This is a genomic window from Agrobacterium sp. 6Ca8 (genome assembly GCF_055382765.1).
Genome location: NZ_AP026435.1, coordinates 304,043 through 317,038 on the forward strand (window position 1 = coordinate 304,043; position 12,996 = coordinate 317,038).

14 protein-coding genes are annotated in these 12,996 nt (G+C 61.7%); all 14 read left to right on the forward strand.

Going from position 1 to position 12,996, the window contains the following annotated elements; all coding sequences use genetic code 11:
* Positions 1-66 precede the first annotated feature (66 nt).
* The 14 genes from ubiT to ACZ5A6_RS25185 all read left to right on the forward strand — a co-directional run bounded on the left by ubiT (position 67) and on the right by ACZ5A6_RS25185 (position 12,994).
* Positions 67-582: a ubiquinone anaerobic biosynthesis accessory factor UbiT gene (gene ubiT / locus ACZ5A6_RS25120; protein WP_112403095.1), complete on the forward strand. Its 516-nt coding sequence runs from the start codon at positions 67-69 to the stop codon at positions 580-582.
* Positions 573-1,550, forward strand: a complete 978-nt coding sequence (gene ubiU / locus ACZ5A6_RS25125) for a ubiquinone anaerobic biosynthesis protein UbiU (protein ID WP_464111588.1) — start codon at positions 573-575, stop codon at positions 1,548-1,550. The genes ubiT and ubiU overlap by 10 nt, the downstream gene beginning before the upstream one ends.
* A gap of 5 nt (positions 1,551-1,555) precedes the next feature.
* Positions 1,556-2,494, forward strand: coding sequence for a ubiquinone anaerobic biosynthesis protein UbiV (gene ubiV, locus ACZ5A6_RS25130; protein WP_112403159.1), 939 nt, complete (start codon positions 1,556-1,558; stop codon positions 2,492-2,494).
* Positions 2,491-2,868 (forward strand): hypothetical protein, encoded by a 378-nt coding sequence (locus ACZ5A6_RS25135; protein ID WP_112403091.1) that lies wholly within the window; start codon positions 2,491-2,493, stop codon positions 2,866-2,868. The genes ubiV and ACZ5A6_RS25135 overlap by 4 nt, the downstream gene beginning before the upstream one ends.
* A 97-nt stretch (positions 2,869-2,965) precedes the next feature.
* The gene (locus ACZ5A6_RS25140) at positions 2,966-5,119 is read left to right on the forward strand and encodes a TonB-dependent receptor family protein (protein WP_112403088.1); all 2,154 of its coding nucleotides are present in this window, start codon (positions 2,966-2,968) and stop codon (positions 5,117-5,119) included.
* 19 nt (positions 5,120-5,138) lie between these two features.
* Complete coding sequence (locus ACZ5A6_RS25145) at positions 5,139-6,122, forward strand: ABC transporter substrate-binding protein (RefSeq protein ID WP_112403157.1); 984 nt, start codon at positions 5,139-5,141, stop codon at positions 6,120-6,122.
* 5 nt (positions 6,123-6,127) lie between these two features.
* Positions 6,128-6,937: an ABC transporter permease gene (locus tag ACZ5A6_RS25150; protein ID WP_174007401.1), complete on the forward strand. Its 810-nt coding sequence runs from the start codon at positions 6,128-6,130 to the stop codon at positions 6,935-6,937.
* On the forward strand, positions 6,934-7,686 hold the full coding sequence (locus ACZ5A6_RS25155; RefSeq protein WP_112403084.1) for an ATP-binding cassette domain-containing protein: 753 nt from the start codon (positions 6,934-6,936) through the stop codon (positions 7,684-7,686). The genes ACZ5A6_RS25150 and ACZ5A6_RS25155 overlap by 4 nt, the downstream gene beginning before the upstream one ends.
* On the forward strand, positions 7,683-8,870 hold the full coding sequence (locus ACZ5A6_RS25160; RefSeq protein ID WP_112403082.1) for an NnrS family protein: 1,188 nt from the start codon (positions 7,683-7,685) through the stop codon (positions 8,868-8,870). Before ACZ5A6_RS25155 ends, ACZ5A6_RS25160 begins: the two co-directional genes overlap by 4 nt.
* Before the next feature lie 210 nt (positions 8,871-9,080).
* On the forward strand, positions 9,081-9,266 hold the full coding sequence (gene napE, locus ACZ5A6_RS25165; protein WP_112403080.1) for a periplasmic nitrate reductase, NapE protein: 186 nt from the start codon (positions 9,081-9,083) through the stop codon (positions 9,264-9,266).
* 7 nt (positions 9,267-9,273) lie between these two features.
* The gene (napF, locus tag ACZ5A6_RS25170; protein WP_112403079.1) at positions 9,274-9,774 is read left to right on the forward strand and encodes a ferredoxin-type protein NapF; all 501 of its coding nucleotides are present in this window, start codon (positions 9,274-9,276) and stop codon (positions 9,772-9,774) included.
* Complete coding sequence (locus ACZ5A6_RS25175) at positions 9,767-10,054, forward strand: chaperone NapD (RefSeq protein WP_065659080.1); 288 nt, start codon at positions 9,767-9,769, stop codon at positions 10,052-10,054. The genes napF and ACZ5A6_RS25175 overlap by 8 nt, the downstream gene beginning before the upstream one ends.
* Positions 10,029-12,533 carry a periplasmic nitrate reductase subunit alpha gene (gene napA, locus ACZ5A6_RS25180; protein ID WP_464111589.1) on the forward strand — a complete coding sequence of 835 codons (2,505 nt, stop codon included), beginning with the start codon at positions 10,029-10,031 and terminating at the stop codon, positions 12,531-12,533. The genes ACZ5A6_RS25175 and napA overlap by 26 nt, the downstream gene beginning before the upstream one ends.
* Complete coding sequence (locus ACZ5A6_RS25185) at positions 12,503-12,994, forward strand: nitrate reductase cytochrome c-type subunit (protein ID WP_065659082.1); 492 nt, start codon at positions 12,503-12,505, stop codon at positions 12,992-12,994. The genes napA and ACZ5A6_RS25185 overlap by 31 nt, the downstream gene beginning before the upstream one ends.
* The last annotated feature ends 2 nt before the right edge of the window (positions 12,995-12,996 follow it).

Consider the following 12,996-nt stretch of genomic DNA (forward strand, 5'->3'; position numbering starts at 1 on the left):
CCCTCAAACCGGTGCTGGCGCGCTGCGGTTAGGTTCCTGCCCGCAACTGATCTGACAGGACCATCTATGAGACCGTTTCCCGCCGCCATCGCTACCCCCATGAATTTTCTGCCCCTTGCCGTGGTGCGGCGAGCGACGGCGGCGATGCTGGCGCAGATCATGAAACGACATCCCGATCTGTTCGGTCGGCTGGGAGAACATTGCAACAAGCGTTTTGCCTTTCTTCCCGTCGATCTGCCTTTCGCCTTCGTAGTCGAACCGGCGCGTCCCGCCATCACCGTCAGCCGCAAGGGCCGTCTGCCGAAGGCGGATGCGGCGGTCGAGGGGCCGCTCTTCATGCTGCTTGCGCTGATGGAGGGGCGGCAGGATGCCGATGCGCTGTTTTTCTCGCGTGATCTGAGTGTGACCGGCGACATGGAGGCAATGCTGGCGCTGCGTAATGCGCTCGATGACAGCGGCATCGACCTGCCGCGTGATCTCGGTGCCTTTGCCGGGCCTTTCGCACCCATGGTGATGCGTGCGGCAAACCGCCTGCGCGGCCATGTTCTTTCCGAAACACGGGGAGAGCAGGCATGGAACTGATCTGCCCGGCGGGAACGCCCGCCGCCTTCCGGGAGGCCGTGGATGCCGGCGCCGATGCCGTTTATTGCGGCTTTCGCGACGAGACCAATGCCCGCAATTTCCCCGGCCTCAATTTTTCCCGCGAAGAGCTTGCCCAAGCCATTGTCTATGCGAAGAAACGCGGCGTGCAGACCTTCGTGGCGCTCAACACCTTCATGCTTGCTGGCAATGAGGATATCTGGTATCGCGGCGCGGCCGATGCGGTGAAGGCAGGTGCCGACGCGCTGATCCTTGCCGATTTCGGCCTGATGGCGCATGTGGCGGAACACCATCCGCAACAGCGCATACACGTCTCCGTGCAAGCCTCCGCCTCCAATGCCGATGCGGTGAATTTTCTCGTTGATGCCTTCGGCGCGAAACGCGTGGTGCTACCGCGCACATTGACGATTGCCGACATCGCCCGGTTGGCGCGGCAAATCCGCTGCGAGATCGAAATCTTCGTGTTTGGCGGTCTCTGCGTCATGGCGGAGGGGCGTTGCTCGCTGTCCTCCTATGCCACAGGCAAGTCACCCAACATGAACGGCGTCTGTTCGCCGGCGAGCCATGTGCGCTACCGGCAGGATGGCCAGGAGTTGGTGTCGGAACTCGGTGATTACACCATCAACCGCTTTCCGGGCGGGGAGCCGGCGGGCTACCCTACGTTATGCAAGGGCCGTTTCGAAATCTCCGATGACAAGTCCTATGCCTTCGAGGATCCGGTGTCGCTTGATGTCATGGACCAGATCGATGCCTTGCGTGAAGCGGGCGTTAGCGCGCTGAAGATCGAGGGCCGCCAGCGCGGCAAGGCCTATGTGGCGGAAGTGGTGTCCACCCTGCACCGGGCGCTGGCCGCCAGCGCCGAAGAGCGGGCACGGCTGCTCTCACGCCTGCGGCTCTTAAGCGAAGGCCAGCGCACCACTGTCGGCGCTTACGAGAAACGCTGGAGATGATGGCGATGGCAAAAACCGAAAAGGCCACATTGGCGCTCGGCCCGGTCCTTTATCTCTGGCAGGGCGAGAAATGGCGCGATTTCTATCTCCGCATCGCCGATGAGGCTCCTGTCAGCCATGTCTATCTTGGCGAAACTGTATGTTCAAAACGGTTTCATTTCACCGAACCGCATCTCGCAGAGGTGATCGAGCGGCTGGAGGGTGCCGGAAAACAGGTGGTCTTCTCGACGCTTTCCCTGGTGACGCTGGAGCGGGAAAGCCGCCAACTGCGCGGCCTGATCGCCGACAGCCCCTATCCCGTCGAGGCGAACGACCTTTCAGCACTCGGCATGCTGCACGGCACGCCGCATGTCGTCGGGCCGATGGTGAATGTCTATAATGCCGCAACCGCGCGGCTTCTGGCGTCACGTGGTGCAAGCGCCATCTGCCTGCCGCCGGAACTGCCGGTCACCTCGGTGGAACGCATCGTGGCGGAAACAACTGATGTGGACTTCGAAATCTTCGCATTCGGCCGCCTGCCGCTCGCCATTTCGGCGCGCTGCGCCCATGCCCGCGCCAAGGGCAATATCAAGGATAATTGCCAGTTCGTCTGCGGTGACGACCCGGATGGATTGCCGGTGCGCACGCTCGACCGGCAGTCTTTTCTGGCGCTGAACGGCGTGCAGACGGTGTCACACACCTGCCAGTCGCTGCTTGGCGAGCTGCAGGATCTGGCCGCTGCCGGCATCGCGCGTTTTCGCCTGTCGCCACAGGATTGCGACATGGTGGCGGTGGCACGGATCCACGATGATGTTCTGGCCGGAAGGCATGATGCGGAGGAAGGTCTAGTCCTTCTGCAACAAGCCTATCCAGACGCGCCCTTTTCCAATGGTTTTCACCACGGGCAGGAAGGGGCGGCGTGGGTAGCCCGCGCCCGCAACACGGCGCATGGAGCCAATCTATGACGATTAGCGGACAGGAACAGCAGGCACGGCCAACTCCGGGCGGCGCGGATATCGCGGCTACGATCCATCTGGTGCGCGACGTTGTCTTGCAGAACGCGCTCGATCGCGGCTGCTGCGACAAAGTGCACGAGGCCCTGCGTGAGCCCGAAGATTTCGAGCGCCAGCGCAACATCGTCAAGCTTCTGGCCGCCGCCCGTGAGGAGCGGCGCAAGATCGGACTTCTGACCGAGATGCTCGCTGATTTCGCCGAGGACGATACGGTCGATGAAGGTGTCGTCGAAACCGCGAGCCTGATGTTTCTGGATATCGCCGCCGCCGCCCAGGAAGGCTCGCGAATTCTGCGTGACGCCCTGTCTCTTAAAACATGCAAATAAAACTCATGTTTTTGGTGTTGTTTGATCGAGCGCAAAGAGGCCGTTCTTGCAAAATGTCATTCCCGGTGCACGCAGAACATGACTGAAGGGGTGGCACATGCGGGGGCTGAAGGCTGGGTTTTTCACGATAATGACGGGTCTGATGGCCGGGGTTTCCGGTGTTGCGCTGGCGCAATCGGCCACGCCGGGTTCGACCACGGTTCTGCAGACGATCACGGTTGAGGGGAGCAGATGGGCGGATGGCGTGGAGCAGGCGCGAAAGCGGCTGAACGCCATTCCGGGTGGTGTTTCCGCGCTTCAGCCTCAGGACCGAACCTTGACTGCCGCGCCGACGCTTGCGGATGCACTTGCATCTGCGCCCGGCGTTGTCGTCCAGCGCTTTTTCGGCGGCAACGATCAGCCGCGCATTCAGATCAGGGGCTCCGGGCTGCAGCAGAACCCGGTCGAACGTGGCGTTCTGGTGCTGAAGGACGGGCTGCCGATCAACCGCGCCGATGGTTCTTACATCGTTGGGCTGGCCAATCCCGGTCAGGCCAGTCTCATAGAAATCTATCGCGGTTACACCGCCAACCGGCTGGGTGCCAGCGTGCTTGGCGGAGCGATCAATTTCGCTTCGCCGGTGGAGAACGGAACCAGCATTTCCGCCGGCGGCGGCAGCTTCGGGCAGGCGGACGCCTCGCTGCGCACCGGCTTCGACGCGGATCGCTTTGCAGCCGGCTTTTATGCCGATGCCAGCCGCCGCGACGGTTATCGCGTCTATAATGAATCACGCCGGTTAAGCGTTGGAGGAGTGATCGAGGCGGATGTGTCCGACACGGTCAAAACCCGTGTCTTTGCCAGCTATACCGATCTTGGTTTCGACGTGGCAGGCCCCCTGACGAAAAGTGCCATGGATGCCGACCCACGGCAGATTTCGCCCGGTCCGCCAATCAGCCTCGGCCCGAATGTGACGCGTGACAAACCGCGCCGGGAAGCGAGCCAGTTCGTCATCGGTTCGCGCAGCTCAATCGAACTCGGCGATCATCTGTTCGATATCGGGCTGGGTTACACCTATACCAGGGACATGTTCCGTTTCCCTGTCTCGAGCGGCGTGCGGCGCACGGATGGCGGTGATGTGACGGGTCTTCTGCGTTATGCCTACCAGCCGGATGCCGATGCGCTGCTGCCGCTGTTCGAGGCGTCTGCGCTTTATACGGTCGGATCGGCGGAACGCACCTATCATATCAACCGGGCAGGGGGCGATGGTCCGGCCTTTTCCAGCAACGATCTCGATGCGTCGACGCTATCCTTGAATGTGGGCCTGAACGCACCGCTTTCGGAAACGCTCACGCTGTCGCCATCGCTTTCCTATACCCACGCCACCCGTGACAATGAGGACCTCTGGCGGGCCGCGAGGCGGCCGCGGCTAAGTTTCGGACCGGGTGGCGCAGTCGCCCCTTCGGTGGCCGCCGTGGATACGAGCTATGAGCGCAGCTATAACGGATGGTCGCCGGCGCTCGGCATCAGCTGGCGGCCGGGTGACAGCGACATGGTGTTTGCAGCCGTCAGCCGCAGTTTCGAGCCACCGACCCATGACGATCTTCTCGGCACCACCGGCGGCACGCCGAACGCCTCGCCCACCGGCTTTTCGACGCCCAATCTTAAGGCACAGACCGCCACCACGGTTGAAATCGGCTGGCGCGGCGAGCGCGGCTCCTGGAATATCGACGCCACCGCCTATTATTCCTGGGTGGAGAACGAATTGCTCAGCCTGCGCGACAGCAGCGGTTCGCTGCTCTCCGCCTTCAACGCGGATGAAACCGTTCATGCCGGTCTGGAACTCGGCGTTTCCGGTGAGGTGCTGGATGGCCTGACCGCTCGTCTCGCTTATGTGCTGCAGGATTTCCGCTTCTGGGACGATCCGGTGCGCGGTGATAACCGGCTGGCCGGCGCGCCGCGCCAGGTCGTCAATCTGGCCGTACAATATGCCCTTTTCGAACAGTGGGATATCGGCGCGGTGCTGCAATGGGTCCCGTCCAAGACACCGGTCGATAACATGAACACCCTGTATGCCGATCCATATGCGGTGGTCGATCTGCGGACCGAATATAGTGTCAATGACAGGTTCTCGGTCTATGGCGCCGTCACCAACGTCTTCGACAAGACCTACGCCTCCTCCACACTCATTCTCGATCAGGCAAGCGCCGGTCAGGCGGTCTATCTGCCGGGCGACGGACGCGGATTTTATGCCGGTATCAAGGCGCGTTTCTGAACGCGGAAAGGATCTGATCATGACCAGTTACACACGACGCCGGGCGCTGTCGCTGCTTTCCGGGCTGACCGTTGTGAGCCTTGCCGCGCCCTCGATCCTGAGGGCCGAAGCTCCATTTGTCTTTTACGGTCCGCCGGCCGCACCTTCGGCCGTGCTGGCCCATGCGGTAAAAGGCGGGTTCCTGAACGATGTCGCGCCTGAGGCCGTCTTCAAGGCCTGGAAAACCCCGGACGAGATGCGCGCCGCCGTTGCCTCCGGCTCGATGGGGGCGGTGGTGATGCCGAGCTACGGTGCCGCCAATCTCCATAATCGCGGCCTCGGCCTTGGGCTTTTGAATGTGCTGACCACCGGTCTGCTCTATGTAGTGTCGAAGGACGAAACGCTGACGTCGCTGGAAAGCCTTTCCGGCAAGACGCTCGCTCTGCCGTTCAAGAACGATATGCCCGATTTCGTCTTGCGCCGGCTGGTCGCTGAAAAAGGCTTGAAGCCCGGCGATATCAAGCTGGAATATGCCGCCTCGCCACCGGAGGCCGTGCAATTGCTGCTGACGGGCAGGGTGGATGCTGCGCTGCTGAGCGAACCGGCCGCAACTGCGGTGCTGATCAAGGCAAAGTCGTTTTTCATGACCGTGCATCGCACCATCGATATCCAGCAGGATTGGGCGAAGGTGGCGGGCAAGCCCGAAATCCCGCAGGCGGGGCTCGCCCTGACGTCGCAGGTTCAGGAAAAGCTCGGCAAGGCTGGCATTGGGGCCTTGCAGGCGGGCATGGAGGCGGTGCTCATCAGCGCTATGGCCGATCCGCAAAGGGCGGCGGCGGCCGCCGCCGACGCCCTTGGGTTCCCGGCGGAAATCATCGCGGCCTCCTTTCCGACGAGCCATTTGTCGGCTTTGAAGGCGAGCGCTGCACGCGCCGATCTCGATGCATTTTACGATGAACTCACCAAGGCGGATCCGGCCATCATCGGCGGCCGGCGACCGGATGACGGCTTTTATCTGGTGTAGCAGGCATGAACCGCATTCTTGAAATCCTTGGCTGGACGGGTCGCTATCTCTGGGCGGGCTGGGCCGGGCTATCAGGCATTTTTTGTTTTCTCGCCGCCTGGCAGGCCGGGCACGAGATTTACGGCTCCGTCATCTTGCCTTCGCCGGGTGAGACTTTCGCGGCGATCGGGCTTCTGGCGGCGCGGCCGGATTTTTTCGCGATCCTGTCGCAGAGCGCCGTCAGGGCTCTGACCGGTTTTGCCATCGCCGCCGGCATCGGCACAGTGGCGGGCGTGCTAGCAGGTTATTCCTTCGCGGCCATGCGGCTGATGAAGCCTGTCGTCACCGTCCTCCTCGGCGTGCCGCCCATCGGCTGGATTGTGCTGGCGCTCATCTGGTTCGGTTCGTCCGGTGGCACGGCCATCATGACCGTGGTCATCGCCTCCGCACCCGTTTCTTTCGCCGGCGCGCTGGAAGGTGCCGCCAAGCGGGACCGGCAGCTGGAGGTGATGGCACAGGCTTTCGGCGCTCGATGGTTTTACCGCCTGCGCACGGTCACCATGCCGCATGTTCTCTCCTATCTCTTTCCGGCCTGGACGACGACGGCCGGCAGTGCCTGGAAAGTGACCGTCATGGCCGAGCTTCTGTCAAATTCCGGCGGCATTGGCGGCGAACTGGCGACTGCACGGGCCCTGTTCGATATCGCCCAGGTCAGCGCCTGGCTCACCATCACGGTCGGCCTTGCCTTGCTGACCGATTACGGCCTGCTGCATCTGCTGCGCGAAGCGCTGGAGCGCTGGCGCGCCGCCGGGCTGCCATGGGGTGTCAAACGATGAGCGACCATTTTGCCCTCAGTTTCGAACAGGTCGGCCATGCCTTTCTCGGCCGCAGCCTGTTTGAGAATTTCGATCTGAGCATCGCGGCGGGGGAAACCGTGGCGCTGCTCGGCCCTTCCGGCAGCGGCAAGACGACGATTTTGCAGATCGCGGCCGGTATCATCGATCCCGTTCGCGGCGGGGTACGACGCAATTACCGCCGGCAGGGACTGGTGTTTCAGGAGCCGCGGCTGCTGCCATGGATGACATTGATCGACAATATCGCCTACGGGCTTGCGGCAGTCGGCATACCGACACGGCTGCGGCGGGAGATCGCGGCGCTGTTTGCGCTGGAAGTCGGTCTGGAAGAAACGGATTTTCGTAAATATCCGGTCGAGCTTTCGGGCGGCATGCGCCAGCGAGCCGGTGTGGCGCGGGCGCTTGCCGTAGAGCCGGACATGCTTTTTCTGGACGAACCCTTTAGCGCCGTCGATGTGGGCCTGCGCCGACATTTGCAGGAACTGCTGGTGATGGCTGCCCGCAAACGCGGCTTTTCCACCCTTCTCGTCACCCATGATCTTCACGAGGCGCTGCTGGTTGCCGACCGGCTGATCGTGCTCTCCGGCGCCGACGGCCGTGTTATCGCCGCGCATAGTCCGAACGGTTCGCCGGGCCAGCGCATGGCGCGCGCGGTTTTCGATGAGGCGGAATTGCTGGCGGAAAGCCCGGCCTTCTCCGAATTGTTTTCGGCAAAGGAGCGGATGAGATGAGACAGCCCCCCATCCTTTCGGAAGCTCTGCGACTGTTTTTCTCTCTGGCGGCCCTGCACGGCGCTGTCTGGCCGTTTTTGTGGATCGTCATCGGCGGTTACGGCCTGCCTTTCGCCGACGCTGTTCCGCCATCGCAATGGCATGCCCACGAAATGATTTTTGGTACCTATGGCATGGCGCTGGCCGGTTTTCTTGGCTCGGCTGTCCCTGAGTGGACCGATACAAAAGCGGCGGCTGGCCGCACGCTGCTTGCTCTCGCCGGCCTCTGGCTGCCGGGTCGCCTCGTCGGTTTCCTGGGGGCTGATGCGTGGAGCCTGCTGGCGGGATTTTTCGACCTGGCGTTTCTGCTTGCTCTGTCCTCCCTCATCGGCAGGGCAATGCTGGTACGGCGAACGACAAAACATCTGGCCTTCCTTCTCTGGCTCATGCTGTTTGCGGCGGCGGAAGCGGGTGTGCGTTTTGCCTGGTGGGCTGGCGATCTGCAATTCGCGGCCCGCTGTCTGGAGGCGGCGCTGTGCATCTTCATCGTGCTTTTCTCGCTCTCGGCCGCGCGCATCAACGTCGTCGTCATCAATCTGGCGCTCGATCCAAGCGGCGAGACCACGCCTTACCGGCCACATCCCGGACGCCAGCATATGGCAGGTGCCATGGTGACGCTGTACATGGCAGCAAAACTTCTGTTTCCGGAAAGTGATGTCTGCGCCTGGCTGGCGCTTGCGGCCGGTGCCGCGTTTTTCGACCGGCTGGCCGAATGGTTCATCGGCCGCGCCGTCTTCAGGACCGAGGTCCTGTTGCTGGCGCTCGGCAATTCCTTTGCCGGGGCGGGATTTCTGGCGCTCGGGGCGACGCGGCTCGGTTTTTCCACCACGCCCGCGGCAGGGCTGCACCTGCTGTCAGTCGGCGCGCTTGGCTGCGCCATCATGGCCGTATTCATCATTGCCGGGCTCCGGCACACCGGACGCGATCTGAAACATCTGCCCTGGCAGGCGCATGCAGCGGCTGCCCTGATGGTGATGGCAGGTCTCACCCGCATCCTGCCCGAATTTGATTTCGCAGCAGTCCTGTCACCCTATCATCACGGGCTCAGTGCTATCCTGTGGGCTGCGAGTTTCGGTATCTGGCTTCAGGGCTTTCTACCCTTCATGCGCGCGCCTGGTACCGACGAGGCCGGCGCTTGTGGTTGAGAACGCAGGTTGCCCGGCGTCTCCGGCATCCATTTTTGCTCTCTTTACGCTATCTGTTTATTTTTTCGGCAAACGCACAACATGAAATCAGTGACTTAGATGGGCGGTCTTGATGAATGTTAGGTTTGATAAATAATCAATAATATCAGATGGTTGAATATTCCCTCCTTTTGGCCGATGATGGTGCGAACCGAACAGGGAAACGCGAATATGCCTAAAATAGTCGCGCCTCTACACGCGGATGGAAAGCCGAGCCGGACGAAGGAGCTTATTACCTTCGCCGTTCTGGCCTTTGGTATCTGGCCTGTGCTGGCGGTCGGATTTGTTGGGGCTTATGGCTTCATCGTCTGGATGTTCCAGATCATTTACGGGCCGCCGGGTCCACCAGGCCATTGAGGGCGAAATGACGTTGGAAGTCTCACTCAGCCGGCGCGATTTTCTGCGCGGCGGACAGAAACGGGAAATGCGTGTCTGTCCCCCCGGGGTCGCGTGGAGCGACCTCGCCGCCTGCAGCGGTTGCGCAAAATGCGTTGAAGCCTGTCCCACCGGCATCATCACCATGGTAGGCGGTCTGCCTTCGGTGGATTTCTCTGCCGGGGAGTGCACCTTCTGCGGCAAGTGCGCGCAAGCCTGTCCCGAGCCGGTTTTTGCGACGCCTGACGCACAAAGCTTCGATCACGTCATGGCGATCGGCGAGGGGTGTCTCGCTTTTGGCAATGTCGATTGCCAGGCCTGCCGCGATGCCTGCCCGAGCGAGGCTATCCGGTTTCGCCCCCGCTGCGGCGGCCCCTTCGTGCCCGCGCTTGTCGAGGATGCCTGCACCGGCTGCGGGGCCTGTGTGTCCGTCTGCCCAGTCGGTGTGATCAAGATCAACGAAACAGCCAGGGAGACGCAATATGCCTGAGAATACAGGCCGATATCATGTCTCAAGCGCTGTGGTTGCGGTGATGCCGCAGATGCGGGACGCCGTTTTTGCAACGCTTCTGACGCTCGACAATGTCGAGGTCCATGCCGAGGGCAACGGCAAGATCGTCATCGTCATAGATGGCACGAGCACCGGCATGCTGGGCGATACGCTCACCTATATTTCGACATTCGACGGTGTGATTGCCGCAAACATGGTTTTCGAACACGTCGATACAGAGGAGACAGGCGGCGATGAGCAGCGAACTGACGCGGCGTAATCTATTGAAGGCGCATGCCGCCGGCATTGCGGCGGCAACGGCGGGCATTGCGCCGCCGGCCGCCGCCCAGCCGGTGCCGGGCGGTGTTTCCGCATTGCAGATCAAATGGTCCAAGGCACCCTGTCGTTTCTGCGGAACGGGCTGCGGCGTCATGGTCGGCGTCAAGGAAGGCAAGGTCGTTGCCACCCATGGCGACATGCAGGCCGAGGTCAATCGCGGCCTCAACTGCATCAAGGGCTATTTCCTCTCCAAGATCATGTATGGCAAGGACCGCCTCGAGACCCCGCTTCTGCGCAAGAAAAACGGCGTCTACGCCAAGGATGGCGAGTTCGAGCCGGTAACCTGGGACGAGGCCTTCGACGTCATGGCGCAGCAATGCAAGCGCGTGCTGAAGGAAAAGGGACCGACGGCCGTCGGCTTGTTCGGTTCCGGCCAATGGACGATCTTCGAGGGTTATGCCGCGACCAAGCTGATGCGCGCCGGCTTCCGCTCCAACAATCTCGACCCCAATGCCCGCCACTGCATGGCGTCGGCCGCTTACGCCTTCATGCGCACCTTCGGCATGGATGAGCCGATGGGCTGCTACGACGATTTCGAACATGCCGATGCCTTCGTGCTCTGGGGCTCGAACATGGCGGAGATGCACCCCATTTTGTGGACCCGCATCGCCGACCGGCGTCTGGGTTTCGACCATGTGAGGGTGGCGGTGCTTTCGACGTTCACCCATCGCAGCATGGATCTCGCCGATATCCCCATGGTCTTCAAGCCCGGCACGGATCTCGTCATCCTCAATTACATTGCCAACCACATTATCAAGACCGGCCGCGTCAACGAGGACTTCGTGAGGAACCACACGAAATTCGTGCGCGGCGTCACCGATATCGGTTATGGCCTGCGTCCCGACGATCCGGTGGAGGTGAATGCCGCCAATTCCGCCGATCCGACCAAGACGGAAGCGATCGATTTCGAGACCTTCAAGGAATTTGTCTCCGAATACACGCTGGAAAAGACCGCCGCCATAACCGGGGTGGAAGCCGGCTTCCTAGAGGAACTAGCCGAGCTTTACGCCGACCCGAAACGCAAGGTCATGTCGCTCTGGACCATGGGTTTCAACCAGCATGTCCGCGGCGTCTGGGCCAACCAGATGGTCTATAACATCCATCTTTTGACCGGAAAGATTTCCGAGCCCGGCAACAGTCCGTTCTCGCTGACCGGCCAGCCATCGGCCTGCGGCACGGCGCGTGAAGTGGGAACTTTCGCCCACCGCCTGCCGGCCGACATGACGGTGACCAACCCGGAACACCGCAAACATGCCGAGGAAATCTGGCGCATTCCACATGGCATCATCCCGGAAAAGCCGGGTTACCACGCGGTACAGCAGGACCGCATGCTGCATGACGGCAAGCTGAATTTCTACTGGGTGCAGGTCAACAACAATGTCCAGGCCGGCCCCAACACCAAGAACGAGACCTATCTGGGTTATCGCAACCCGGAAAACTTCATCGTGGTTTCGGATGCCTATCCGACCGTCACCGCCATGAGCGCCGACCTCATCCTGCCGGCCGCCATGTGGGTGGAGAAGGAAGGGGCCTATGGCAATGCCGAGCGGCGCACCCATGTCTGGCACCAGCTGGTGGAGCCCTCAGGCGAGGCGCGTTCCGATCTGTGGCAGCTGGTGGAATTCTCCAAGCGTTTCACCACCGACGAAGTATGGCCGGCGGAGATACTCGACGCCAATCCCGCCTATCGCGGCAAGACGCTTTACGAGGTGCTCTACAAGGACAGCGATGTCGGCAAGTTCCCGCTGAGCGAGATCAACGCCGATTACGCGAACCAGGAATCCAGTGATTTCGGCTTCTATCTGCAGAAGGGCCTGTTTGAGGAATATGCCGCGTTCGGGCGCGGCCACGGCCACGATCTGGCGCCCTACGATGCCTATCACGAGGTGCGCGGCATGCGCTGGCCTGTCGTCGATGGCAAGGAAACGTTGTGGCGTTACCGCGAGGGTTACGACCCCTACGTCAAACCCGGCGAGGGTGTGAAGTTCTACGGCAACAAGGACGGCAGGGCGGTCATCATCGCCGTGCCTTACGAGCCGCCGGCGGAATCTCCCGACCAGGAATTCGATACCTGGCTGGTGACGGGCCGCGTGCTGGAGCACTGGCATTCCGGTTCCATGACCATGCGCGTGCCGGAACTCTACAAGGCGTTTCCCGGCGCCCGCTGTTTCATGAATGCCGATGATGCGCGCAAGCGCGGGCTCAATCAGGGCGCGGAAATCCGCATCGTCTCGCGGCGCGGGGAAATCCGCTCGCGGGTGGAAACGCGTGGCCGCAACCGCATGCCGCCCGGCGTTATCTTCGTTCCCTGGTTCGATGCCAGCCAGCTGATCAACAAGGTGACGCTTGACGCAACCGATCCCATCTCCAAGCAGACGGATTTCAAGAAATGCGCAGTCAAGATAGAGCCAGTCGCATGATCAGGAAACACGGATGGATCGCCACCACGCTTTTGGTCGTGGCGCTTGCGACGGGGGCCGTTGCGCAGATGGTGCCGGAACTGTCCGGCCCGCGCGGCGATGCCATGAAGACCGAGCCGGCCAAACCGCTGCCGAAATGGGTGATCGACGACTTCCGGCGCATGCGTGCCTATCCCGAACAACCGCCGGTCATCCCGCATTCGATTGACGGTTATCAGCTGTCGGTCAATGCCAATCGCTGTCTGTCATGTCACAAGCGCGAATTCACGCAGGATTCCGGCGCACCTATGATCAGCGTCACCCATTACATGACGCGCGAAGGCCAGATGCTGGCGGATGTTTCGCCACGGCGTTATTTCTGCACCGCCTGCCATGTGCCGCAGGCCGATACGCGACCGCTCGTGCCCAACACGTTCGAGGACATGAGCACGATGGGCGTGAAACCGGCGGGTAGCGAATGATG